The sequence below is a fragment of the Catenulispora rubra genome (assembly GCF_015356825.1).
Taxonomy (GTDB): domain Bacteria; phylum Actinomycetota; class Actinomycetes; order Streptomycetales; family Catenulisporaceae; genus Catenulispora; species Catenulispora rubra.
In genome coordinates this window covers 1-23870 of the sequence record NZ_JAACYW010000065.1, presented here as the reverse complement: position 1 = coordinate 23870, position 23870 = coordinate 1, and the positions used below count along the sequence as shown (strand labels likewise).

Sequence of the window (23870 nt, the reverse complement as noted above, 5' to 3'; positions counted from 1 at the left end):
GGATACCGCCCTGCTGCCGCCGCTACCGCTACTGCCCGGCGCACAACTCCCGGTACCGGAGCGCGCGCAGATCCTCGATCGAGCGGCTGTAGACGTCGGCGGTCGCGGCGGCCGTGGCCGACCACCCGAAGCGCGCGGCGTGCTCGACGGCGTTCTCGCCGTAGTCGGCCAGCAGGTGCGGCGTGTCGAGCAGCCGGGCGGTCGCGGTGGCGTAGTCCCCGGGGTCGTGCCCGGTGACCAGCGTGCCGGAGCGGCCGTCGGCCACCGCGGTGGCCAGCCCGCCGACCCGCGCCGCCACCACCGGCGTACCGCAGGCCTGCGCCTCGATCGCGACCAGCCCGAAGGACTCGCTGTAGGACGGCACGACCGCTATGTCCGCGGCCCGGTACCAGTCGGCCAGCCGGGTCTGGTCCACCGGCTTCACGAAGCGCACCACGTCGGCGATGCCGAGCCGGCGCGCCAGCCGGTGCAGGTGAGTGGGCTCGGCCAGCCCGGACCCGCTCGGCCCGCCGACCACCGCGACGACCAGCTTCTCGCGCCGCTCCGGGTCGCGGGCTATCAGCTCGGCGGCGGTCCGCAGCAGCACGTCCGGGGCCTTCAGCGGCTGGATCCGGCCGACGAACAGCAGGACCGAGGCGTCCGCCGGCAGCCCCAACGACTCCCGCGCCGCGCGCTTGTCCCCCGGACGGAAGCGGTCCAGGTCCACCCCGGGGTTCACGGTCGAGACCCGTTCCGGATCGGCCCCGTAGAGCCGCACCAGCTCGGAGGCCTCCTGGTCGGTGTTGGCGATCAGCCGGTCGGCGGCGTCCACGACCTGGTCCTCGCCGACCAGCCGGGCCGTCGGCTCGGGATCGTCACCGAGCGCGAGCGCGGCGTTCTTGACCTTGCCGAGGGTGTGCATGGAGTGGATGAGCGGGACGCCCCACCGCTCCTTCGCCAGCCAGCCCACCTGGCCGGAGAGCCAGTAGTGGGAGTGGATCAGGTCGTAGTAGCCGGGCTCGTGCATCGCCTCGGTCCGCAGGACGCCGGAGGTGAAGGCGCACAGCTGCCCCGGCAAGTCCTCCTTGGACAGGCCCTCATAGGGACCGGCGGTGACGTGCCGCACCAGAACGCCGGGCGCGAGATCCACGGCCGGTGGCAGCGCGCCGGTGGTGGCCCGCGTGAAGATCTCCACCTCGATGCCCAGATCGGCCAGCCGGCGCGAGAGCTCGACGATGTAGACGTTCATGCCTCCCGCGTCGCCGGTACCCGGCTGGTGCAGCGGAGAAGTGTGCACGGAAAGGAGCGCCACACGCCTGGGCAGCGATTCCACGGCGCTCTACCTCCTACATCGGGGCCATCCGGGGGCGTCGTCACAGGCGCGCAACCGGGCCACGCGAACGTGGCCGGCGGCCGTGGCCGACAACGATGCAACGGCAGGACCTCGGCGGCGCATTCCCCGGCGGGGCGGGCACCGCACGACGGTCCGATCATCGGATGACTCTACGTGGCAGCCCCGCAGCGGGTTCAGAGGCGACTGAGGTGTGAGACAGGCGGCTTGAGCACGCGCGATGCGTGCCGGACCACACTAGTGAACCCCCGCGCGACGGCCACGTGTGAGGAGGAACACGCCCGGCGCGAAGCAGCGGAAGAAACGCCGAAAAAGGACCCGGCCCCGCACAACCGATCACGCGGGGACGCGAACGGAGCGGGGCCGGGCAGGCGCGCGGGTCTGCACTCGCACACCGCCGAGGGTCGGGCTCCCTCGGAGGGCTCTCAGAGTGGCATGTCCGATGTCAAAACCACATAAGAAAACTGACTACGCATCGTAGTAGATGCCTGGCACTGAGCCTTCCACCGCAGGTCAAAGACGAATCCCGCGGCGTATGGCGCGGGGGTGGCGAGTATCGGCGTCTTTATTTCGGGCGCTTTCCGAGGCTCCGGAAGGGCATCCGCCGGGCCCGCGAGGCCACTCGGAGCAGCCCGCCAAGGGAACGGCCACCGGAAAAACACCGCCAGGGATTGGGTGATTTTGCCGTCGCGGAGGGGTGGCGGACGCTGGGCCGTCGTCGCGCGGTTACGGAGCGCCCCCGGCATCAGTACGGGCTCTGAGATACGAACTCGACGACGTGCCCCTCGTCACACCAGCAAGCACCCGCTTGCAATTGCAAGCACTCGCGTGCCACCCTGAACCCATGCCCCACAACCCCCTGGGAGCCATCCCGATCGGACCGCTCGGCGAGTACATCCGCGAGCAGCGCCGCAACGCGCAGTACTCCGTGCGGCAGCTGGCGCAGGCCGCGGGGGTGTCGAACCCCTACCTCAGTCAGATCGAGCGGGGGTTGCGCAAGCCCAGTGCGGAGATCCTGCAGCAGTTGGCCAAGGCGCTGCGGATCTCGGCCGAGACGCTTTATGTGCGGGCCGGGTTGCTGGACGGGGGCGTCGACGTCGATGGGGACGCGGCGACCGACGGCCGTGACGTGCGCTCCGCCGTGGCGGGCGATCCGTGGCTCAACGCGCGGCAGAAGCGTGCGCTGCTCGACATCTATGAGGCGTTCCGTATTGAGAGCGCCCGGGATGCGGCGGTGGCGGACGAGCCGGCCGCCCCGGACGACGAATCCACCGAAACCACCCATGGTCCGGCGAAGGCCGGGCTCACCGAGCAGTGAATCGAGAGGCATCCTCATGAACCTCGTGGACAGCGCCCGCAAGACCGTGACGACCACCGTCACCAACCCCAAGCCCTTCTACTTCGCCGCCGGCGTCGGGGACGCCGCCGTGTCGGCGCTCAAGGACGCCCCCTCGCTGCTGAGCGAGGCCGGGGGCAAGGCCGGCGAGGTCGCCACCTCCGTGGCCGGCAAGGTCGCCGGGGTCGCCGAGACCGTGCAGTCGAAGATCGCGCTGGGGCAGCTGCAGGACGACGCCAAGGCGCTGCGCGACCGCATCGCCGAGCCGGACCTGCGCGCCGCGCGCGAGAAGGCCCAGACCCTGCTGCTCATGCAGGTCGGCCGGGCCCTGGAGGTCGCGGGCAAGGCCGTGGAGACCTACGACGGCTACTCCGAGCGGGGCAAGGCCGTCGTCGAGCGCGTGCTCGCGGGCCGGGTCACCGACGTCGAGGTCGTCACGGTGCAGGAGACGAGCGGTGCCGAGCCGGTGCGGGTCGAGTCGGTCGTGGTGATCGAGGACGACGAGCCGAAGACCGAGGCCGCCGACAAGCCCACCGCTGCCGCCGCCACTACCGCCGCGCCGAAGGCCGACGCCTCCGCCGCCAAGCCCGCCGCCGCTCCGAAGGCCACCGCCGAGCAGCCCAAGCCCAAGGCCGCCGGCACCACCGCCAAGAAGGCCACGCCCCGCCGCTCCGCCAACGGCACCGCCGCCAAGAAGGCCGACCAGGCCTGAGCGCCGCGGCGAGCCGTCGATGGATCGCCTCACCATCGATCGCCTCAACCTTGATCGCCTCACCATTGGTAGATCGCGTGGTAGATCGCGAGGAGACTGGGAACGAGCCCGCCGGTCGCGTACGTTGAACGTAACGACCGGCAGGCCTCCGGGCCGCAACCCTAGAAGGAGGACGGCGACATGATCGGTTCCGCCCTGCGCGACGGCCTCTCCAGCTTCCTCGCCATCATCTCCCTGGCCGTGCTGGTCGGGCAGGTCGTCGTCCTCGTCGACGCCGCCATGCGGCGCGAGGACGCCTACCGCGCCGCCGGCAAGCTCACCAAGCCCGGCTGGCTGATCATCCTCACCGTGGCCATCGCCGCGAACCTGATCCTGGGCCTGCTGTTCACCATCATCGGCGTGGTCGTCGCGATGGTGTACTGGGTCGACGTCCGCCCGGCACTGAAGGAAGTCTCCGGCGGCAACCGCAAGAGCGGCAGCAACCAGGGTCCGTACGGCCCCTGGTGAGGACCCTGACGCTGCCCTACGCCGGCCCGGCCGGCGGCGGGATCGTCGAGTACGCGTGCGCCGGCGCCGGTTCCAATACCAGTGCCGGCTCCAGCGCCGGTGCCGACAACGGCGCCTGCGCCGACACCTCCGCCGACACCCCGGCGCCCCCGACCACCCTCTTCCTCCACGGCCTGGCCGGTTCCATCGAGGACACCCGCCCCCTGGCCTCCGGCGTCCCCGGCCGCAAGGTCTTCGCGCACCTGCCCGGCCACGGCCGCTCCACCGGCCCGGATCCGCTCGGCTACGACACCCTCGCCGCGGCCGCGCTCGCCGTCGCCGACCACGAGCACGCCACCGCCGCCCTCGGCGTCTCCCTCGGCGCGGCCACGCTTCTGCGCATCCTCAGCCGTACCCCCGACCGCTTCGAGCGCGTGGTGCTCTACCTGCCGGCCGTCGCCGACGTCCCGCGCCGCCCCGAGGCCGTCGCCCCGCATCGCGACCTTGCCGACCGGCTGGCCGCCGCGGACGCGCTGGGCGTCGCCGACGCCCTGCTGCGCACGCAGCCGCTCGCGGTCCGCGACACCCGCATCGCCGAAGCCTGGGCCGAGCGCCGCGCCAAAGAACTCATCGCCGAGGACGGCGACCCTCGACGCTGGCTCCCGCTTGCCGCCGCTGTGCCACTGGACCCGCAGGGCCTGGAGCGGCTGCGCGCCGTCCGGATCCCGGTGCTCGTGATCGCCCAGGAGGGCGACCCGGCGCACCCGGTCGAGGCCGCACGCCGCATCGCGGACGCGCTCCCGACGGCCCGCCTGACCGTCTTCGACGAGGCTGGCGCACTCTGGGGCCATCGCGCCGAACTCAGGGAACTCATTGCGGGATTCCTTACCTCAACGGACGCTCTTCAGCGTTGATATACGTTCGGTAACGCACCGGCCTCTACCTGCGATTTCTTTTCTCAGGGTTTTCTCACAGCGGTCTCAGCGAAACCGAGGGACAGCCGGGTCATAGTTATCTCACCCCCGAAAAACCCGGGAGAGCCCGACTCCCGGACGGTGTGGCTGCTGACGAGACGGCCATGCTGGGCCCCGGTCCTTTCGGACCGGGGCGTCGGGTCAAATTTGAAGACCCCCGAAAGTGGACCGGTGGGAGACGCCCTTCGCGGCGTCTGGTGTGTGGGATGCAAGACCCGGACCGCCCGTCCGACGAGGCCGCTCAGCCCTCCTCCCTGAGCCGCGGCCACGTCGGGCGGGCGGTTCGGTGTTCCCGCAGATGAGCACAGAATGGTCTCCTTTAAAGCCCGCTTAACGGACTCATGCTCTGATGACTCCAAGCGTCGCGGCGTGGGCGGGCCTGGGACGCCCCCCGCCGCGGCGCTCCACATCTTCAGCAGCAGGTCAGAGCCCGTATCCGCACGCGCGCCGAGCGAGTCGGAACCTTCGCGGGCAGGTCTCTCGCATACGGGATCCTCACGCCTGCCGAGCCCGCCGCGCCCCCGCCGGACTTTCCTCCGGCGTCGCGAGGTGGCCACGGGTCAGCAGCTTCAGCGCCTCCAGCAACACCGGGCGCATCTCCTCCGGCAGGGAACCGATCGCCTCGGCGTGTACGCGATCGACGATCTCCTGCGTCCGCTTCGCCATCTCGGCGCCGGTGTCGGTGACGGCGATGATCCGGGCCCTGCGGTCGGTGGCTGAGGGGCGGCGCTCGGCCAGCCCCGCCTTCTCCAGGGCGTCGACGGTCACCACCATCGTGGTCTTGTCCATGTCGCCGATCTCGGCGATCTGGATCTGCGTGCGCTCCTCCTCCAGCGCCTTGACCAGCACGCAGTGCATGCGCGCGGTCATACCGACCTCGGCCAGCGCCGCGGCCATCTTGGTCCGCAGCACGTGGGAGGTGTGGTCGAGCAGGAAGGACAGGTCGGGCGCCGTACACGCCACAGCGCCTGCGGGATGCGCGGGGGCCAGGGAGGTCATGGCGCCAGTCTACTCCGCGAGAACTCCGCCAGCAGATCTTCCCGAGAGGGATTGTCTGCTTCAAAACTATCCGCTACGGTCATTCATGACGGCAACACGGTGCAGCTCGCCAACCCGCCAACCCGCCAACCCGCCAACCTGCTAGGCCGACAGCGCAGCAGCACGGTGGCTAGGCGGCTCGGCAACTCGGCAGTTTGCAAGCCCGACAGCCCGACAGCTCAGCAGCTCAGCAGGCTGGCAGGCCGGTAGCTCGGCAGGCCGGCATCCCGCGAGCCCGCCACCCCGGCACCCGGCCGCGTCCCGACTTCCCGCGTCCAGGAGTGATCGCATGTCCCTCGAATCCCCCGCATCCCCTGCACCCCGCGCCGGCAGCACAAGGCGCCTAGCCCTCGCCGTGATCGCCGCCAGTGCCCTGATGGCGGTGCTGGACGGCAGCATCGTCACGGTCGCCATGCCCGACATCCAGTCCCGTCTGGGTTTCTCGCCGGCCGGGCTGAGCTGGGTGGTGAACGGCTACCAGCTGGCCTTCGGCGGCCTGCTGCTGCTCGCCGGCCGGCTCGGCGACCTGCTCGGCCGCAAGCGGATGTTCCTGGCCGGCATCGCGCTCTTCCTGGCCGCTTCGGTCGTGGCCGGGGCCGCGACCTCGCCGGCGATGCTGGTCGCGGCCCGGTTCGCACAGGGCGTCGGGGGCGCGGCGTCCTCGGCGGTGAGCCTGGGCATCCTGGTGACGCTGTTCACCGAGCCACGCGAGCGGGCCAAGGCGCTGGGCGTCTTCGCCTTCACCGGCGCCGCCGGGGCCTCGATCGGCCAGGTGCTCGGCGGGGTGCTGACCGACGCGCTGAGCTGGCACTGGATCTTCCTGATCAACATCCCGATCGGCGTGCTGACGCTGGCCGCGGCGGTGAAGGCGATCCCGGCCGACCGGGGCCAGGGCCTGCGGGCCGGCGTCGACGTGAGCGGCGCGCTGCTGGTCACCGGCGGCCTGATGCTCGGCATCTACACCGTGATCGGCACCGCGGACCACGGCTGGGGCTCGGCCCGCACGCTGGGCCTGGCGGCGCTGTCCGCGCTGCTGATCGCAGGGTTCTTCGTCCGCCAGGCCACCGCCGCGAATCCGCTGATGCCGCTACGGATCCTGCGCTCACGCGGCGTGGCCGGCGCGAACATCGTGCAGATGCTGATGATCGCGGCGATGTTCGCCTTCCAGATCATGGTCGCGCAGTACATGCAGAAGGTGCTCGGTTACGACGCCACCGAGAGCGGCCTGGCGATGCTCCCGGCGGCGGTGGCGATCGGCGGCGTGGCGCTGGGCGTCTCGGCCCGGCTGATCGCGAAGTTCGGCGCCCGCAGCATCCTGATCACCGGCCTGGCGATGCTCACCGGCGCGCTCGCGCTGCTGCTCCGCATGCCGACACACGCGAATTACGTCCGCGACCTGCTCCCGACCATGCTGCTGATCGCCGGCGGCGGCCTGGCGATGCCCGCGACGGCCGGCCTGGGCATGGCCGGCGCCCGCGACCAGGACGCCGGCCTGGTCTCCGGGCTCTACAACACGACGGCGCAGGTCGGGGCGGCCGTCGGCGCCGCGGTGCTGTCCACGCTGGCCGCCGGCCGCACGGCGCGCCTGCTCAGCGCGGGCCGCACTCCGGCGGAGGCGCTGAGCGGCGGCTACCACGTGGCGTTCACGATCGGCGTCGTCCTGCTGGCGGCGGCGCTGGTGGTCGCGGTGGTCGTGCTGCGGCGCGTCGGTACGCCGGCTACGCCTGCACCGCCTCAAGGCCCTCGACCCGCACCGCGCCGCGACGGTTACGCGTCCGCAGCCCGAGCAGGCCACTGAACAAGCAGTAGCCGAGGAACGCCGCAACTGCCTCGATCGCGGCGGCGGGCACGTCGAGGTCACCCTTCAGCAAGTCCGGCGCCTTCAACGCGATCCCCGCCGCCACCGAGAGGGTGACCGCCGAGCGCCACGGATGCCGCCGCATCTCCAGCCAGCTCATCAGACGCGGCATCCGCTCGACCGCCGCCGACCAGACGCCGGTCACCAACTCGTACAGCCGAGTACTCCACGTCCATCGCATCGCCAGCGCCTCGCAGCAGTCTGCGATCACGTCAAGGGTCGAAGTACCTCCGGACGCGGTCCCGACGCGCAGTGCGGAACGGACGCTGAAGACCAGCGCGACCGGCACGGCGAGCGCCACCAGCGCCGACATCGCACCCACGTCCCACGCGGAGTGAGCGATGTTCCCGGCCGAGATCACAGCGATCGGCGCCAAGGCCAGAACCGCTACGGCCTGCGCCCGAACCGCCGTCGCCAGGCTCCGCGGAGTCCGGCCCAGCAGCCAAGGCGCGAACACCACCAGAAGGAACGCGGTCCCGGCGCACATCGCCGCCACCTGCCCCAGCAGCACGGGAACGGCGAAGTAGGCAGCCTGATCCGGCCACGGCACCGCCGGTGCCCCGCCTCGATTCGCAAGCCCGGCGGCGCCGACTGCCGCCGCCACACACGCCACCAACGCCCACGCCGCGATCCGCGCACTGTGCAAGGCGCAGTCGCGGTTGAACTCTGCGGCCAGTTCCCCCGGGGCGCCGAAGCGGGTGGTCGCCCGGCGCGCAGCGGCCTGCGGCGTGAGGCCCGCTGCCTCCTCCTCGGCGACGAGATCGGCGAGATGAGCCGTGACCTCGCTGACGATGCGCCGCCGTCCGCGCATCCCGATGCGGAGCCGCCAGGCCAGGTCGTCGGTGTAGGCCTCGATCGAGCGGTAGCTCATCGCGCGACTGCCCCGTCCGCGAATCCGGCGCCCGGACCGGCCTCGGACCGGTCGCCGCCGCCGAACACCCGCTCCACCGCCGCCGAGAACGACCGCCACTCGGTGCGCCGCTCCTCGGCCGCGCGCCGGCCGGAGACCGTCAGGCTGTAGACGCGCCGCCGGCGTCCGCCGACCTCGGACCAGCCGCTGGCCACCAGTCCGGTCCGCTCCAACCGGTGCAGGGCCGGGTACACCGAGCCCTCGGGCAGGTCGAAGACCCCGCCGCTGCGGTCGCGCAGTGCCTCGATGAGTCCGTAGCCGTGCGACGGCCCGGTGGCGAGCACCGCGAGCACCAGACCGTCGAGGTGTCCGCGCATCATGTCCTGGCTCATACCTAGGAAGCCTAGGCTTAGGGAGTCTCGGTATCAAGGGCGTCGCGGGCGGACGCCGAAAAATCTTCCGCGTCCGGTGTCGATTCCGCCGCGCGCCGTCCGACGCAGTCAGAGAGGCTGGACCGACCAGCCACGACGTGAGGAGCGACCGCCATGCCGAAGTTCATCGTCTTCGTACCGGGCAGTGCCGAGTCCGAGGCCGGGGTCATGCCGCCGACTGAGCTGTTCGAGGAGATGGCCGCCTACAACAACCAGCTCGCGAAGGCCGGCGTGCTGCTCGCCGCCGAGGGCCTGAAGCCGACCTCGGCCGCCGCGAAGGTGCGATTCGACGACACCGAGCGGCGCACGGTCATCGACGGGCCGTTCACCGAGGCCAAGGAGATCATCGCCGGCTACTGGCTGCTTGAGACCTCCTCGCTGGAGGAGGCGCTGGAGTGGGTGAAGCGCGCGCCGTTCGGCGGCGGGGTGACGCTGGAGGTGCGGTCGATCGGCTCGATGGACGAGCTCGAGGTGGAGTTCTCGCCGGAGCTGCGCGAGGCCCAGCAGCAACTGCGGCAGCAGCTCGACCAGTAGCAGGCAGCCAGTAGCGAACAGTCAGTAGCAAGCAGCGACCAACACTCACGCGAGCGACGTCGCCGGGGTGACCCGGCGCCCCCGCGACCCGGCCGCCTCCCGCTCCGGCTGCCAGACTGGCGGTATGGCGCAGGCGACCGAGACCGTCGAGGCAGTGTGGCGGCTGGAGGCGGCCCGGGTCGTGGCCACCCTGGCCCGCTACACCGGCGATCTGGGACTGGCCGAGGAGCTGGCGCAGGACGCGCTGGTCGCGGCGCTGGAGCAGTGGCCGGCCGAAGGGGTGCCGGCCAACCCCGGCGCCTGGCTGACCGCGGTCGGCAAGCGGCGGGCCGAGACCCTGCGCCGCAAGGTCGGGGAGCTCGGCCGCGAGCTGGAGATCGACGGCGAGGGCTACGAGGACGGCGCGGTCCTGGACACGGTGGACGCGGTGGACGCCGCGCGGTCCGACACCGCCATCGACGACGACCTCCTGCGCCTGGTCTTCACGGCCTGCCACCCGGTGCTCTCGGCGGAGGCCCGGGTCGCACTCACGCTGCGCGTCCTCGGCGGCCTGACCACCGCCGAGATCGCGCGCGCCTTCCTGGTCCCGGAGGCCACGGCCGCGCAGCGCGTCGTGCGGGCCAAACGCGCGCTGGCCGACGCCGGGGTGGCGTTCGAGGTCCCCGACGGCCCCGAGCGCCGCCGGCGCCTGGCCTCGGTGTTGGAGGTCGTCTACCTGATCTTCAACGAGGGCTACTCGGCCACCGCCGGCGACGACTGGCTGCGCGCCGACCTGTGCGCGGAGGCGCTGAGGCTGGGCCGCGTGCTGGCCGGGCTGATGCCGGCCGAGCCGGAAGTGCACGCGCTGGTGGCGCTGATGGAGATCCAGGACTCGCGGCGGCACGCCCGGACCGGTCCCGACGGGGAGCCGGTGCTGCTGCTGGACCAGGACCGGACGAAGTGGGACCGGCCGCAGATCGAGCGCGGGCTGGCCGCGCTGGTGCGCGCCGACCGGGAGTTCGCGGCGGAAGTCGCGAAGGCAGCAGCAGCCGCACCCGATCCGGATTCGCAAAACCCTGCGGCCGTCGAGCCGGGCACGTACCACCTCCAGGCCGCACTAGCCGCGTGTCACGCCCGGGCCCACTCCGCCGAGGACACCGACTGGCAGCTCATCGCCGACCTCTACCAGCGGCTGGTGCAGCAGACCCGATCCCCGGTCGTGGAACTGAACCGCGCGGTCGCGGTCGGTATGGCCGAAGGCCCGGAAGCCGGCTTGGCGATCACCGACGCGCTCACCGGGCTGCGCGCCATGCGGGGCTACCACCTGCTGCCCAGCGTGCGCGGCGACCTGCTGGTCCGGCTCGGTCGCCTCACCGAGGCGCGGGAGGAGTTCGAGCGCGCCGCCGGGTTGACCGCGAACACGCGGGAGCGCGCGCTCCTGATGGCGCGCGCCGCCGCGTGCGATCCCTGATTCAGCTCACTCGATCAGCTCAGCTGGTCAGCTCACTTAATCAGCTCACTTGGTCAGGTCGACGACATCCGACATGCAATCCGCCTGCGGCTGCGAGCCGTTGTCGCACGTCCCGGGCGAGGACGCGGTGTCGTACTGGTCCGGGATCAGCGCGAAGAACGGCGTCACCCTCACCGCCGACCTGATCCCGCTGGTCGGCGCGACCTACGAGGTGTACTGGGGCGTCAACGGCACCGCGGTCACCGGGTCGCTGGGCGAGACCAGCCTGGACCTGACCACCGCACCGCTGACCAAGGGCCAGTGGAACCAGGTGATCGTCTACGTCGTAGACGAGAATCCAGCGGTCGCCGACCCCGACTTCCGGACGAAGTACATGACGAAGTCGGCGAAGTGGTGGGTGTGGGGCGGCTGACGAGCTGCCTCTGGAAACCTCTCAGGGAGACAACGCTTAAGCGGAGAAACGCCTAGGCCGAAAATCGCTTAGGTGGAGAAACGCTCAGGGCCGCTCGGGCCAGTGCCGTCCGAGCGGCTCTTTGCTGCGCAGCAGCGGATCAGTGATGCCGTCCCAGCACGCCAGAGCCGCATGATCCCAGTTCGCGAGTTCCGCGCCGGCCTCGTATGCGGACTCGTAGAAGGCCAGTGCGCAGCCCACAGGATCGCCCGACGTACGCGCCTCGTCATAGGAGTAGTACGCGGTGTGGCTCCCCCGCGCGGTGACCCACCGAGCGGGCTCGGGACGCAGCGTCTTCTCCTCGATCCCCTTGGGCTCGGGATACGTATAGGAGTAGAACGTGGGCTCCGGGGTGTCGGGGTCGCCGTACCAGAACCCGGAGCTGATCTGCTCCCGGGAGTAGGACTCGCGGGTCGCCTCGTCCATACCGTCCGGCGTGGGGATCTGGCGCGGCGAGTAGCGCTGGGTGGCGATGTCGAACGTGTGCCAGAAGACCTGGACCGGGCTGACCTTGCCGGAGAAGGACGCGCTGAACTCCTCCAGGATGCGGCCCACCTGGCTGTAGACCTTGAAGGCGCGATGCGCGTGTTCCGGCACATAGGTCTTGTGCTCTGTGTCCTCCGCGAACGGACGCTCTTTGTCCGGGAGGTCATAAGGGTGCGGATGCGCTATATGCGGATCGACGTCCAGCGAACGCAGAGCGTCCTGAGTCTGGTTGTAGAAGGACGCGACCGTCTGGTCCGTCAGCGGCACCAGTGCCTGGCCCCCGTGATCGGTGTCGATGCGCAGGACGTGGTCGAAGAAGTCGAATTCGCAGGTGAACAGCGGACCCTGCTGCGCCGTGCCGAGTTCGACGGTGGACCAGCCGCGCGGCTGGTTCCGCAACGTCATGTGCCACCAGTGGTTGCGGCGGATGCCCCGCGCGAGGGCGATCTTGCCGACGATCTGCAGATAGCGGTGCAGGGTCTCCCGCGTGGGACGCCACTCCTCGTAGGGGAGGGCGGGGAGGACTTCCGACGGGGTCCACGGCGACTCGGTCATGTTCGCGAGCCTAAGCGGGAAACCGGCGGGGCGCCCGTCATAGAGCGCCCCACTTGGAACTGTCCCTGGAACTGTCTGAATGACGCTCTAGATCGCGGAGCGCACGGCGCCGACCGGGTGCCCGCCGCCCAACAGCGGGGACTCGGCGTACCGGCTGAGCACCGGGGCCTCGACGCCGAGCCGGCGCAGCGCGGCGACCAGCACCGGGCCCACCGCGCGGCGCTCGTGGTCGCCGTCGCCGACCTTGAGCGCGACCGCGCGGCCGTCGGGCAGCGCCACCGCCTGCACGCCCTCGGCGCCGCCCTTGGCCAGCAGGCCGGGGACGCCGGCCATCAGGTCGGTGTCGATCCGGTCGGTGCCGGAGACGTACTCGGGGTGGGCGCGCATGGCGTCGGCGACGCGGCGCTCGGGGGTGGCCGGGGCGGCCAGGACCGCGGCGCGGAAGGCGCGGGCCAGGCCGACGAGCGAGATGCCGTAGAGCGGGGCGCCGCAGCCGTCGACCGCGTCGTGGTGGACCTGCTCGCCGGACAGCCGCTCGACCGCGGTGCGGGAGGCGCGCTGCATCGGGTGGTCCGGAGCGAGGTAGTCGGCGGTCGGCCAGTGATTGATCACACACGTGGCGAGCATCGCGGCGTGCTTGCCGGAGCAGTTCATGGTGACGCGCTGCTTGTCGCCGCCGGCCCGGACCATCGCCAGCTTCGCCTGCTCGGCCAGCGGCCAGTCCAGCGGGCAGGCCAGCATCCGCTCGTCCAGGCCCGCGCCGGCCAGGATCTTGCGCACGCCCTCCAGGTGGAAGGGCTCGCCGGCGTGCGAGGCCGCGGCCAGCGCCAGGAGTTCGCCGGTCAGGTCCAGGCCGTTCTCCAGCATGGCGACCGCCTGCATCGGTTTGTTGCTGGACCGCGGCATCATCACCGCCTCCACGTCGCCGTAGGCGAACTCGACGCTGCCGTCGGCGGCCAGGGCCACCAGGCGGCCGTCGTGCCACCCCTCGGTGAACCCGGAACGGACTATCTCGGCGAGGGGGACGACTCCCTGTGCGGTCATGTGCGGTGTTACTCCATCTTCTGCTCCTCATTGAGCAGATCGTCGACGGTTGCCTGCCCCTCACGGTAGCGGCGCGTCAGCTCCGCCGCGAACCGGTCGATCACGGACTGCGCGATGCGCCGGTACTCGGATACCTCCCGCTCATAGGCCTTCAGCGTCAGCCGCGCGTCGGCCAGCTGCCCGTCGGACAGGTCCAGCACGATCGCCGGGCCCACCGCGTCGATGCGCTCCTCCATCTGCGAGCGGTACTCCCCCGGATCGGGGTCGGGCACGATGACGATCTCCATGTGCCGCGGCGAGCGCGCGTTCGCCGGCGGATCGTCGGCGAGGATCGCCGCCAGGGACTGGACCAGGGGCTCCGGAGAGCCGGCGGCACGCCGGCGGAGTTCGGCGTCGATTATGTCGATGCGGCCGTGCAGGACCCGGCGCAGGTAGGAGAGCTCGGTCTCCTCGCGCAGCGCCGCACCGCGCTCGCGGCGGATCGCGGCGAGTTCGAGGGCCTCGACCTCTGCGTCCGGGCGGCGGGCGGCGACGAGGACGCGGTCGAGTCTGGTGGCTTGGGTGCCCATAACAGCATCGTTCCATGGTGGGGAATAGCGGGGATTGAGGTTGGGGGTATCGCCACCCGATCGCGATGGCGTGGCGGGCGTTGGAGCGGTGGCCTTCCGACTTGTCAGACTGCTCGCCGCTCTTCCCCTTACCCGCTCGCCGCTCCCCAAGCCGGTCTTACTTCGCTTACTCTGCTTAGCCCGACTCCGCTTAGCCCGCAGACCCCGCTCAGCGCGCGGCGCGGAACGTCGGCCGCCGGTTCGCGCCGGCGTCCGGCGCCACCACGATCTCCTGTGCCGCCGGGATGCCGTCGGCGAGCAGCTGGTCCTCGACCGGTGTGGCGCGCTTCACCACGGCGAGCGCGACATGGCCGAGCTCGTAGTGACGCGCGGCGGAGGTCACCTGGCCGACCACGCGGCCGTCGGCAGTGGTGACGTCGGTGCCGTGTGCCGGCAGCCGCTCGGGGGTGCCGTCCAGGTGCAGGAAGACCAGGCGGCGTGGCGGGTGGCCGAGGTTGTCCACACGCGCGACCGTCTCCTGGCCCCGGTAGCAGCCCTTGTTCAGGTGCACCGCGCCCGGGTGGCCTTCGGAGGCGATCCAGTCGATCTCGTGCGGGATGGTGCGGTCGTCGGTCTCCAGGCCGACGCGCGGCCGGTGCGCGGCGATCCGGAGGGCTTCGTAGGCCCACATGCCCACGGGGTCTCCCGCGCCGCCGTCCTTGGCGAAGTCCGCAAGGCGCTCCCTGGGGAGGAACAGCTCGTGGCCCAGCTCCACCTCGCGGGCCAGCACGCCCTCGGGCACCGGGCCGGTCGTGAGCACCAGCGCATAGCGGTCGGTCACGTCCTCCGGCTCGACGCGCATCATGAAGCGCATCCGCTCCAGGAACGCCAGCACCTCCGGCGCGGTGCCCGGTTCCACGTGGAACCAGGTCGCCTCGCCGTCGTCCACCAGATAGAGCGCGTGCTCGACCCGGCCCTGGGGCGACAGGATCAGCGCCTCGACGGCCACCCCCGGCTTCAGCGACTCCAGGTGCTGGCTGGTGAACGAGTGCAGCCAGGTCAGCCGGTCCGGCCCGGACACCCGCAGCACGCCGCGGTGCGACAGGTCCACGAACCCGCGGTGCTCCTCCGACAGCCGGCGCTGCTCGCCGTGCGGATCGCCGTAGTGTGCGGCTACTCCGGTGTCCGGCGCGTCGGCCGGGACGGCGGCGGGCAGGGTCAGCAAGGGGCTCGTCATGGGTCTAGTCTCTCCTATCGCAAAACGCCTGTTACGCTGCCGTTCTCCCCGCACGCGGGGGCTCGATCAGATGTAACGCGCAGGGCGGGGAAATCCATGGCAAGGCCGACACGGACCACGTGGGTGGCGTGCGCCGCGCTGGCCGTGGCCGGCACGCTCGCGGTCGGCGGCCTCGCGGCGGCGACGGCGGAGAAGCACCCGGGGCACGGCGCGCCGGCCGCCCAGCCGTCGGCCGGTTCCCGGCCCGCGAGCTCTTCGAGCAGCCCGACCACCGAGCCTCCAACCGCCGCGAGCACGCCGGACGACTCCATATCGATCACCGACCTCGACACGTTCGTGGCGGCGCACTCCGCGGCGTTGAAGGCCAAGAACCGCGCCGGCTTCGTCGCGGCCGTCGATCCCGGGCATTCGGATCTGGTCACACGCCAGGGGCAACTGTTCGACAACCTGGAGAAGATCCCCTTCACCACCGCGATCTACTCGGTCACCATGATCGACGACCAGAGCACCCTCCCGCAGGGCACGACCGCGACCGTCACGGTGGCCTTCGACCACCAGATAACCGGTGTGGACAGCGTCCCGGTCGAGGAACGCTACAAGTGGACCGTGCAGCGCACCGGCCCGAACGCTCCCCTGCGGGTGACCGCGGTCGACGGCGCCGCCTCGGAGCACAACTACCCGGCGCCCTGGGACGCCGTGGCCGGTCTCACGGTGCTCACCCGGCCGAAGGTGGTGATCATGGCGGACGACACGTCGGCGTCCTTCGCCAAGAACCATGCGGACGCTCTGGAGCGCGACGCGGAGTACGACTTCGCGCACTGGACCGGCGGCTCGGGCACGGCACCCGGCTTCGCCGTCTTCCTCACCGCCGACCGCTCCCGCTACGAGGCGATATACAGCCAGAACCGCGCGGAGTCGGTCGGGGTGACGGTGCCTATAGCCGCGGCGGACAAGGAAAACGGCTTCTATCCGAGCTCCCGTATAGCGGTCGACACCACGCAGTACAAGAACGCCGACCCGGCCGACGCCGACATCGTGTTCAAGCACGAGATGGCGCACGCGATGATCGGTCCGTTCGAGGACCAGAGCGCGACCTCCGGACAGCAGCACCTGTGGGTCATAGAGGGGTTCGCGGAGTGGGAATCGCAGAGGATGTACTCGACGTCAGAACTCCTCTATGACGGAGACACGCTGCACGCCTACGTACGCAAGCACGGCGTTCCCCATGCGCTCCCCACGGACAGCCAGGTCTACAGCTCCGACTCCGACACGTCCGGGCTGAACTACTTCTACTCACACATGGCGATCCGTTATATGGCCGACGAGTACAGCCCTGAGAAGGTCGACCAGTTCGTCCTGGCCGTCTACAAGCACGCGACCGATTCCACCTGTATCGACGACGCAATGAAGAGCGTCCTGGGAACCACCACGGATCAGTTCACGCAGGGCTTCACGAAGTGGCTGCGGAACTCGGTGTGACGATTCTGGTTGAGGTCGCCGGCTCCGGTCAGGAAGCCTCGTCTTCCAACTCGCCTCGTTCTTCGTCCTGCTGCCGCGCGGAGCACTCCGCGCACGTCCCGAACACCGCCAGGTGTCGCACGTCCGTCTCGAAGCCGTAGTCCTGCTTCAGCCGCTGCACCAGCGGTTCGGCGGCGGAGTCGGCGGCCTCCAGAATGCGCCCGCAGCCCCGGCACACCAGGTGCACGTGCGCAGGCTGATCAGCCGTGTGGTAGATCTGCGCGCCGTGGCCCAGGTGGGTGTGGGTGACCAGACCGAGCTCTTCGAGCAGCTCCAGGGTCCGGTAGACCGTCGACAGGTTCACGCCGCGGGCGGTGCGGCGGACCTCCTCGCAGATGGCCTCGGGGGTGGCGTGGTCCATGGCGGCCACGGCTTGCAGGACGAACTGCCGCTGCGGCGTGAGGCGGTAGCCCTTCGCGCGCAGCTCCTTCGTCAGGTCCGTGGGCGCGGTTTCCATACCACCACTATCCCACCGGGTGGGGACAGCGGTCGCCACCGTCCATATGCGCAGAGTTCCCGGAAGACTTACTTGACCGGCTTGAGCTGCGCCGAGAGGTGCGACTGCATCGACTGGCCCATGGCCGCCATGTCGAACGCCCACAGCAGATCGCCCTGGACCAGACCGTACAGACGGTGTCCCGCGGTGTACTCCTTGGCCGTCTCGGTGCGCGCGACCACGTCGGTGCGCAGCTCGATCTTCGCGCCGTCCGCCTCGCCGACCCAGATCTCGGAGATGCCGGTGGGGTGCGCCAGCACCACTTCCAGCTGGGTGCGGGTGGTGCCCGCGGTGCCGTTCTCCTCGGTGCGGGCCCGGGGACGCCAGTAGCCGGACTCCATGGCCAGCGGCCGGACCTGGTTGCCGTCCTCGTCGAGCAGCCAGGAGCGCGACTCGTACTTCAGGTAGGGCTTGTTCGGCGTGTAGGAGAACACGGCCTCCTGCCCGAAGTTGAACGACTCGATAGTCGGGTACCCGCCGACCCCCGCGCCGGCCCAGGTGCCCAGCAGGAACGCCAGCGGCACACAGTCCGGGTGCAGGTCGGACGGGATCTCCAGCGGCATCAGTTCTGGCCCTTGAACAGCCGCAGCACCGTGAAGGACGCGAACCACACGACGGCGAGGGCCACCAGGACCAAAAGGATGTCGAACAGAGTCTGGACGGTCATGGTGGGGAGTTTATCGGAGCGGGTGGGGCGCTGTTCGGTGAGCTGGGTCTCTTCGGGTGGCGGGGTCCGGACGCGCCGGACGGGGGTCGGATCGAGGCCGGGACCGAGGTCAGGATCGAGGTCAGGACCGGGTCGCGGACACGAAGGCGCCCGCCGCCGATCAACCGATCGGTGGCGGGCGCTCCCCTCACACTTCCGGGGTTCCGGCCTCGCTCAGACCAAGACGCTCAAGCCAAGCAGCTCAAGCAACTCACACCGCGAGCGCGACCTCGGCGACCTCGCCCAGCGTCGCCTCGACCGAGGCGTCCACGGTGCCGCCGGGCACCAGCGCGCGCACGGTCCAGGTGCCCGGGGCCGCGAAGAAGCGGAAGCCGCCCTCCGGGCTGGTCGGGACCTCGGCGGTGAACTCGCCGGTGCTGTCCAGCAGCCGCACGTACCCGGTCACCGGCGCGCCGTCGCGGCTGACCGCTCCCTGGATGACAGTTTCCTTCGCCACGTCCACTCCTTCGATGCTGAATCCGCCGGCGGGGGCGCCGCACGAGGCCGTCATTGCTGGCCGCCCTCGGGCGAGCCGGGGTTGGAGCCGAGCGCGACCGGCACGCCGACCAGCGAGCCGTACTCGGTCCACGAACCGTCGTAGTTCTTCACGTTGGCCTGGCCCAGCAGCTCGTGCAGGACGAACCAGGTGTGCGCCGAGCGCTCGCCGATGCGGCAGTAGGCGATGGTGTCCTTGGCCAGGTCCACGCCCTCGGCCTCGTACAGCTCGGTCAGCTCGTCGTCGGAGCGGAAGGTGCCGTCGTCGTTGGCCGCCTTGGACCACGGGATGTTGCGCGCGGTCGGCACGTGGCCGGGGCGCTGCGACTGCTCCTGCGGCAGGTGGGCCGGGGCCAGCAGCTTGCCGGAGTACTCGTCGGGGCTGCGCACGTCGACCAGGTTGTCGGTGCCGATCGCGGCCACGACGTCGTCGCGATAGGCGCGCAGCGCCTGGTTCTGCGGCTGCGCCGTGTAGGTGGTGGCGGCGCGGGTCGGCTGCTCGACGACCAGCTCGCGGGAGTCCAGCTCCCACTTCTTGCGGCCGCCGTCGAGGAGCTTGACGTCGCTGTGGCCGTAGAGCTTGAAGTACCAGTACGCGTAGGACGCGAACCAGTTGTTGTTGCCGCCGTAGAGCACCACGGTGTCGTCGTTGGCGATGCCGCGCTCGGAGAGCAGGGCCTCGAACTGCTGCTGGTTCACGAAGTCCCGGCGGACCGGGTCCTGCAGGTCGCGCTTCCAGTCGATCCGGACGGCGTTGCGGATGTGGTTCTTGTCGTAGGCGGCGGTGTCCTCGTCGACCTCGACGAGGACGACTTTCGGGTCGTCCAGGTGCGCCTGGACCCAGTCGGCGTCGACCAGGACGTCGTTGCGACTCATGGGGAGTCCCTCCGGATGGTTCGGGTTCGGATCGATCGGAGTGAGGTGGTGCTCGCGGACACGGTTGTTCCAGGTCCGCGGGCATGCGGAAGCACGAAGGTGTCTTGCTTGGGTCCGCGCTGATGGCAGAGGGCCGCCCGTGCTACAGCGGTCGGGCGTCGTGTCCCCACGAAGACGGGGTCACGGAAGCAGCCGACCCTCCGGGGTCAGCGCATTCGACACAGGCAGGCGGCGACGCGGCACAGATCGACTGCGCGTCGCTTGGTGAAGTCCGCCTGCTGCTTCATGTCACCGACTCTAGAGACGCCTCGGGGCGGTGTCACGCACGTACCGCACTGTGAGACGACGGTCTTATGTTTTTTACACCGCGCTGGTCACGCCCGGCTTTCAGGAGGTCATCGGCACGGTGATGTCGTACGCGCCCCAGCCGGTGACCTTCACCTCGAAGTGGTCGATCTGCGCCGCGGGCAGCGAGGTCGCGGCCGGGATCGCGATCGCCTTGCCGGCCACCGACCGCCAGTTCGAGAGCTGGACCACGGCCTGGTTCTTGGCCACGACATAGAGGGTGCAGGTCAGGCCGTTCGGGGTCCCGCTCATCGTCGCGGTGACCGAGGTCCCCCAGCCGTGGTCCTGGTAGGAGATCTGGGCGGTCACGCCGCTCTGCGTCACGGCGGGCAGGGCCTCGCCGGGAGCGGTCGCCGACCTACTGTGCCCGGCCCAGAAACCGCCGATGACCAGCGCCATCGCGCCGGCGAAGCTGCCTGCGCCGACGAGGATCCGGCGGTGGCGCGGAGCGCGGAACGGCGCGGGGACAGGGCTGCGGAACGGCGAGCGCCGGCGCGGCGGCACCGGCTCGGGCAGCTCCGGCATCGGCGCCCCGACCAGCCCGATGTCCATGACCCGTTTCACGCCGACGAACGAGGCGTACTCCTCCTGGCACTCGGGGCACTCGGCCATGTGCCGGCGCACCTCGCGGGCCTCGTCCGGATCCAGCGCCCCGAGAGCGAGGGCCCCGACGGCGATCCGCAGGTCCTCGTTGTCGCAGGCGCCGGGCCGCACCTCTGCTTCCCGGTTCACGGTTTGATCCCCCGTTCCTCGAAAGCGGCCCGCAGCGCGCGCAACGCATAGTACGTACGCGATTTGACGGTACCTGGGGGAATGCCGAGTACGTCGGCGGCTTCGGACACGGACAGGCCCTTGAAGTACGTCTCCCGGAGCACCGCACGGTGGTCGGGGCTCAATGTCGTCATCGCTTCGGCCACCTCCCATCCCAGCAGCATCCGGTCGTGATCGTCTTCGACGACCGCCTCGCGGGCGGTCCCCAGTGCAAGTCCCTCGTCGCCGACTTCCCGGGGCCGGGAGCGCCGGGCGCGTGCCTGGTCCACCACGATGTTCCGGGCGACCGTGCACAGCCAGGCCCGCGGCGAGCCGCGGTCCGGCGCGAACGCCTCGGCGTGCTGCCAGGCCCGCAGGAAGGTCTCCTGCACCACGTCCTCGGCCCGGCCCCGGTCGCCGTCGGTCAGTTTGAGGACGTACCCGAGCAGCGGGCCCGCGTGGTCCGCGTAGAGGGATCTGAGACGCTCCGCGTCCGCGCTCGCGACGTCCACACCGGGGACACGGAAAGCCGGAGGTTCCGGTTCAACCCGCCGCCACCACGTCACACGCAGATGATGTCATCGCCGGCGGCCGTTCGACAGCGGATCGGGCGGGGCCGGTGCGGCGGAGTTGAGGAAGCGCTGGTGGGAGCGCTGACGCCGGCGGCGATTTGTGAGATCGAACCGCCGCCGGGGCGCGTACGTATATCTCCATCGCGGGACGGAAAGTGGTCGTGTTCCCGGTGAGGGCCTGCCGCGAGGCCTCAGCCGGAGGACACGCCCGAACCCGTGACCAGCACGTGGTCGGCCTCGGCGTAGACGCGCAGCCCGTCGGCCGAGGTCTGCATGTTGGCCATCTGGAGGGTGAGCTGCATCGGCAGGGTGCCGACGTTGATCGGGAAGTCCAGCTCGCGCGGGACGCGACCGGCCAGGCCCAGGGAGGAGGACTCGACCTTCGACGCCGTGAGCTGCAGGCGGTTGCCCGCGGCCAGCGACAGGTGGCTCTGCAGGGTGGTCTTGCCCAGGCCGGGGATGTTGCCGGTGACCCGGACGGTGTTGTCCGGCCCGTCGGTCAGCGTCACGTCCAGACCCTGCGCGGCGGCCGCCGACTCCATGTCGGTCCAGCTGAACAGCGCGGTGCCGGACAGGTGGTCGACGTCGGCCTGCTTGAAGCCGTCGGAGGGCGCGACGCCCTTGAGGTCCACGTGCAGATCGGTGACCCGGACGCCGTTGCGGGTGATGCCCCGCGCGTCGACCGAGACCTTGTCCAGCTTCATGCCGATCAGCTGGGTCAGGAACGGGAAGTTCGCGATGGCGACGGAGGGTTTGGACTGGAGGTTCTGCGATTGTTGGATGCGTTTGGCGATCTGGCTCTCCGCGATGCCCACCGTGATCCGGTCCGCGGCCACGAACAGACCCACGAGCACCAGCAGCGTGATCGCCAGCCTGGTCGGCCACTTGCGGCGTCTGACCGGCGGCGGATGCGCCTGCCACTGCAGCTGGTCGAGCCCCTCCTCGGAAGTCATGGGACGAGGATAGCCGCGGCGTACGAAGCCAGGGCGGCGATCGTGACCGGTATCGCGACGACCGCGGCCCGGCTCGCACCCAGTTCGGCGTTGCGCGCGGCGGACACCGACAGCACCGCGCAGACCACGGCGCCGGCCGCGACCGAGGTGAGGTGCAGCACCGCGGCGGGCACGAACAGGCCGGTCAGACCGGCGAAGAGCAGCGCCGAGGCGGCGGCGGCGAGCGCGCGGACCGCGCCGGGCTCGACACCGCGCCGCCGGGCGCGGAACACGGCGTCCGCGGCGACCAGGACGAACCCGGCACCGAGGCCCGCGGCGGCGGGGAGCACGGCGTCGTCGGGCTGGAACTTGAAGGTCGCGGCGGCACCGGCCATCGCCGGGAGCGCCGCGAGGACGGCGGTGCGGCGGGAGGCGAAGCCGGCGAGGTCGAGGACGGCCCAGGCGACGACGAGTTGGAGCGGGAGGACCACGGCGGCCACGGCTTTGGCGGAGACGAAGGCGGTGACGGCTATGGCTGCTGTCGCTGCGCCGGCGTAGGGGAGGTGCTGTAGCAGGGAGAGGCGGGGGCGGGCTAGGTTTTCGCGCGCAGGGGCGTAGTCGTCGGAGTACTCACCTGAGTAGTCGTCCTGGTACGGCTCGGCGTAGGACTCGGCAGCAGGTGCGGATCGGCGACGGCGGGACTGCACCGGCGGTTCCTCAAAAGGCTCTTCGTAGTAGGGCTCTTGGTAGCCCTCATAGCCTTCTTGGGGATAGGCCTCTTGGTAGCCCTCCTGCGGGTAGTCCTCGTAATACGCGCCCTGCTGTTGTTCGTAGCTCTGACTCTGGTCGTACTGCTCATAGCTCGGCTGCTGCTCATAGCTGGGGTACTGCTCGTAACTGGGACTGGGGTACTGCTCGTAGCTGGGAGCGTTCTGGTACCCGTATGCAGGATCCGGAGCGTATTCGTAGCCCTGGTGCGGCTGCGGCGGCTGTTCGTACGCCGGAGCCGCCTCGTACCCGTACTGCTGCTGGGTCTCGTAGCCCTGGTACTCCGCTACCGGGTGCTCGTAGCCGTACTCGTATCCGTAGCCCTCAGGCTGCTGCGCATAAGAGGGGTCAGCATAAGAGGAGTCATCGGCGAAGTAACCCTGTTGGTAGGCGGGGTCCTCCGGATACACGTACTCGGGCTCCTGCGCCGACGGCTCGGAAGCCGCCCGCCCACGCCGTCGGCCCGTGTACTCGCCCACCCTGAGTTCCTCCTGCCGACGCCTACCCGTCTGCAAGGTATCAGCCGCCTCGCTCAGCCTCCGGCGAACGGCGGAAGCACCTCGACCACCGCCCCCTCGGCCAACCGCACGTCGGCCGGATCACGCCGCCCCACCGGCGCCCCGTCCACCAGGAACGACGCCCGCCGCACCACCTCACCGAGCCGCACACCATGCCGCGCCACCGCAGCGGCCAGCACCTCGGCCAGCACCTCCCCCTCGAACGCCTCCTCGGCGACACCCGCCGCCGCCTTCGCCGCCGCCCAGTAGCGGATCAGCCCGCTCATCACGCCTCGCCTTCCATGACCTCGCCAGCCTTGCCGGTCTCGCCCGCGCCGGGCTCGCCGCCGCCAGCCTCGCCGAGACCACCGCCGCCTTCGCCGTCGCCTGCTGCCTCGCCACCGTCTACCTTGCCGAATGCACCGCCGCCTCGCGCGCCGCCTGCCTTGCCGCGACCGCCAACCTTGCCTCCGCCTGCTTCCCCGTCGCGTCCTCTATATCTGCGCTCTCGATCGTCCTCCCCGGCCAGCGCATCAGCAGCTTCACCAGTGCTGTCACCCCCGGCACCGTCACCCGGCACCGCCAGCCCCCGCAC

Annotated in this window: 27 protein-coding genes and 1 pseudogene; 9 read left to right on the top strand and 19 right to left on the bottom strand. The window is 70.7% G+C overall.

Annotated features, from left to right (window positions below):
• Positions 1 to 28 precede the first annotated feature (28 nt).
• Positions 29 to 1312: a D-inositol-3-phosphate glycosyltransferase gene (gene mshA / locus GWK61_RS19985; protein ID WP_194910226.1), complete on the bottom strand. Its 1284-nt coding sequence runs from the start codon at positions 1310 to 1312 to the stop codon at positions 29 to 31.
• An 862-nt stretch (positions 1313 to 2174) separates the two neighbouring features.
• Between mshA and GWK61_RS19980 the strand changes: the two genes are divergently transcribed.
• From GWK61_RS19980 to GWK61_RS19965, 4 genes are all read left to right on the top strand, one after another.
• On the top strand, positions 2175 to 2648 hold the full coding sequence (locus tag GWK61_RS19980) for a helix-turn-helix domain-containing protein (protein ID WP_194910225.1): 474 nt from the start codon (positions 2175 to 2177) through the stop codon (positions 2646 to 2648).
• A 16-nt stretch (positions 2649 to 2664) separates the two neighbouring features.
• On the top strand, positions 2665 to 3378 hold the full coding sequence (locus tag GWK61_RS19975; protein WP_194910224.1) for a hypothetical protein: 714 nt from the start codon (positions 2665 to 2667) through the stop codon (positions 3376 to 3378).
• 180 nt (positions 3379 to 3558) lie between these two features.
• The gene (locus GWK61_RS19970) at positions 3559 to 3885 is read left to right on the top strand and encodes a DUF2516 family protein (protein WP_194910223.1); all 327 of its coding nucleotides are present in this window, start codon (positions 3559 to 3561) and stop codon (positions 3883 to 3885) included.
• The gene (locus GWK61_RS19965) at positions 3882 to 4778 is read left to right on the top strand and encodes an alpha/beta fold hydrolase (protein ID WP_194910221.1); all 897 of its coding nucleotides are present in this window, start codon (positions 3882 to 3884) and stop codon (positions 4776 to 4778) included. The genes GWK61_RS19970 and GWK61_RS19965 overlap by 4 nt, the downstream gene beginning before the upstream one ends.
• Positions 4779 to 5333: 555 nt before the next feature.
• On the opposite strand, the gene GWK61_RS19960 is transcribed toward GWK61_RS19965, so the two are convergent.
• The gene (locus GWK61_RS19960) at positions 5334 to 5837 is read right to left on the bottom strand and encodes a MarR family winged helix-turn-helix transcriptional regulator (protein WP_194910219.1); all 504 of its coding nucleotides are present in this window, start codon (positions 5835 to 5837) and stop codon (positions 5334 to 5336) included.
• Between the two features lie 328 nt (positions 5838 to 6165).
• Here GWK61_RS19960 and GWK61_RS19955 point away from each other — a divergent pair, with 328 nt between their 5' ends.
• Complete coding sequence (locus tag GWK61_RS19955) at positions 6166 to 7674, top strand: MFS transporter (RefSeq protein ID WP_228562609.1); 1509 nt, start codon at positions 6166 to 6168, stop codon at positions 7672 to 7674.
• On the opposite strand, the gene GWK61_RS19950 is transcribed toward GWK61_RS19955, so the two are convergent.
• Both GWK61_RS19950 and GWK61_RS19945 read right to left on the bottom strand, forming a co-directional pair.
• Entirely contained in the window at positions 7595 to 8605 is a 1011-nt protein-coding gene (locus GWK61_RS19950) for a permease prefix domain 1-containing protein (protein WP_194910217.1), read from the bottom strand. The two genes, GWK61_RS19955 and GWK61_RS19950, sit on opposite strands and share 80 nt — an antisense overlap.
• On the bottom strand, positions 8602 to 8976 hold the full coding sequence (locus GWK61_RS19945; protein ID WP_194910216.1) for a PadR family transcriptional regulator: 375 nt from the start codon (positions 8974 to 8976) through the stop codon (positions 8602 to 8604). Before GWK61_RS19945 ends, GWK61_RS19950 begins: the two co-directional genes overlap by 4 nt.
• 153 nt (positions 8977 to 9129) lie before the next feature.
• Here GWK61_RS19945 and GWK61_RS19940 point away from each other — a divergent pair, with 153 nt between their 5' ends.
• The 3 genes from GWK61_RS19940 to GWK61_RS19930 all read left to right on the top strand — a co-directional run bounded on the left by GWK61_RS19940 (position 9130) and on the right by GWK61_RS19930 (position 11411).
• A complete protein-coding gene (locus GWK61_RS19940; RefSeq protein WP_194910213.1) occupies positions 9130 to 9549 on the top strand; it encodes a YciI family protein in 420 nt (139 codons plus the stop codon).
• Positions 9550 to 9673: 124 nt separating this feature from the next.
• Entirely contained in the window at positions 9674 to 10999 is a 1326-nt protein-coding gene (locus tag GWK61_RS19935; protein ID WP_194910211.1) for an RNA polymerase sigma factor, read from the top strand.
• A 73-nt stretch (positions 11000 to 11072) separates the two neighbouring features.
• A complete protein-coding gene (locus tag GWK61_RS19930; protein ID WP_194910209.1) occupies positions 11073 to 11411 on the top strand; it encodes a hypothetical protein in 339 nt (112 codons plus the stop codon).
• An 84-nt stretch (positions 11412 to 11495) separates the two neighbouring features.
• Here the strand turns inward: GWK61_RS19930 and GWK61_RS19925 are convergent, their stop codons facing one another.
• The 4 genes from GWK61_RS19925 to ygfZ all read right to left on the bottom strand — a co-directional run bounded on the left by GWK61_RS19925 (position 11496) and on the right by ygfZ (position 15320).
• A complete protein-coding gene (locus GWK61_RS19925) occupies positions 11496 to 12491 on the bottom strand; it encodes a DUF5996 family protein (RefSeq protein ID WP_194910207.1) in 996 nt (331 codons plus the stop codon).
• A gap of 87 nt (positions 12492 to 12578) precedes the next feature.
• Positions 12579 to 13535 carry an asparaginase gene (locus tag GWK61_RS19920; RefSeq protein ID WP_194910205.1) on the bottom strand — a complete coding sequence of 319 codons (957 nt, stop codon included), beginning with the start codon at positions 13533 to 13535 and terminating at the stop codon, positions 12579 to 12581.
• An 8-nt stretch (positions 13536 to 13543) separates the two neighbouring features.
• A complete protein-coding gene (locus GWK61_RS19915) occupies positions 13544 to 14104 on the bottom strand; it encodes an RsiG family protein (RefSeq protein WP_194910203.1) in 561 nt (186 codons plus the stop codon).
• A gap of 208 nt (positions 14105 to 14312) precedes the next feature.
• Positions 14313 to 15320 (bottom strand): CAF17-like 4Fe-4S cluster assembly/insertion protein YgfZ, encoded by a 1008-nt coding sequence (ygfZ, locus tag GWK61_RS19910; protein ID WP_194910201.1) that lies wholly within the window; start codon positions 15318 to 15320, stop codon positions 14313 to 14315.
• Between the two features lie 96 nt (positions 15321 to 15416).
• Here ygfZ and GWK61_RS19905 point away from each other — a divergent pair, with 96 nt between their 5' ends.
• Entirely contained in the window at positions 15417 to 16799 is a 1383-nt protein-coding gene (locus GWK61_RS19905) for a hypothetical protein (protein WP_194910199.1), read from the top strand.
• A 28-nt stretch (positions 16800 to 16827) separates the two neighbouring features.
• Here the strand turns inward: GWK61_RS19905 and GWK61_RS19900 are convergent, their stop codons facing one another.
• The 11 genes and pseudogenes from GWK61_RS19900 to GWK61_RS19855 all read right to left on the bottom strand — a co-directional run.
• Positions 16828 to 17295: a Fur family transcriptional regulator gene (locus GWK61_RS19900; RefSeq protein WP_194910197.1), complete on the bottom strand. Its 468-nt coding sequence runs from the start codon at positions 17293 to 17295 to the stop codon at positions 16828 to 16830.
• A 68-nt stretch (positions 17296 to 17363) separates the two neighbouring features.
• Positions 17364 to 17897, bottom strand: a complete 534-nt coding sequence (locus tag GWK61_RS19895) for a heme-binding beta-barrel domain-containing protein (protein WP_194910196.1) — start codon at positions 17895 to 17897, stop codon at positions 17364 to 17366.
• 354 nt (positions 17898 to 18251) lie between these two features.
• On the bottom strand, positions 18252 to 18551 hold the full coding sequence (locus tag GWK61_RS19890; RefSeq protein WP_015796793.1) for a DUF1416 domain-containing protein: 300 nt from the start codon (positions 18549 to 18551) through the stop codon (positions 18252 to 18254).
• Positions 18548 to 19411, bottom strand: coding sequence for a sulfurtransferase (locus GWK61_RS19885; RefSeq protein WP_194910195.1), 864 nt, complete (start codon positions 19409 to 19411; stop codon positions 18548 to 18550). Before GWK61_RS19885 ends, GWK61_RS19890 begins: the two co-directional genes overlap by 4 nt.
• Before the next feature lie 206 nt (positions 19412 to 19617).
• On the bottom strand, positions 19618 to 19698 hold the full coding sequence (locus tag GWK61_RS60830; protein WP_344661945.1) for an Ms5788A family Cys-rich leader peptide: 81 nt from the start codon (positions 19696 to 19698) through the stop codon (positions 19618 to 19620).
• A gap of 100 nt (positions 19699 to 19798) precedes the next feature.
• A complete protein-coding gene (locus GWK61_RS19880) occupies positions 19799 to 20488 on the bottom strand; it encodes an anti-sigma factor family protein (RefSeq protein WP_194910194.1) in 690 nt (229 codons plus the stop codon).
• A complete protein-coding gene (locus GWK61_RS19875; protein ID WP_194910193.1) occupies positions 20485 to 21018 on the bottom strand; it encodes a sigma-70 family RNA polymerase sigma factor in 534 nt (177 codons plus the stop codon). Before GWK61_RS19875 ends, GWK61_RS19880 begins: the two co-directional genes overlap by 4 nt.
• Before the next feature lie 251 nt (positions 21019 to 21269).
• A complete protein-coding gene (locus GWK61_RS19870) occupies positions 21270 to 22031 on the bottom strand; it encodes an LmeA family phospholipid-binding protein (protein ID WP_194910192.1) in 762 nt (253 codons plus the stop codon).
• Positions 22028 to 23257, bottom strand: coding sequence for a hypothetical protein (locus GWK61_RS19865; protein ID WP_194910191.1), 1230 nt, complete (start codon positions 23255 to 23257; stop codon positions 22028 to 22030). The genes GWK61_RS19870 and GWK61_RS19865 overlap by 4 nt, the downstream gene beginning before the upstream one ends.
• Positions 23258 to 23310: 53 nt before the next feature.
• Positions 23311 to 23562 (bottom strand): MoaD/ThiS family protein, encoded by a 252-nt coding sequence (locus GWK61_RS19860; protein ID WP_194910189.1) that lies wholly within the window; start codon positions 23560 to 23562, stop codon positions 23311 to 23313.
• Positions 23562 to 23870, bottom strand: a pseudogene (locus GWK61_RS19855) (hypothetical protein); the annotation flags it as partial. The gene GWK61_RS19860 and the pseudogene GWK61_RS19855, both read right to left, overlap by 1 nt.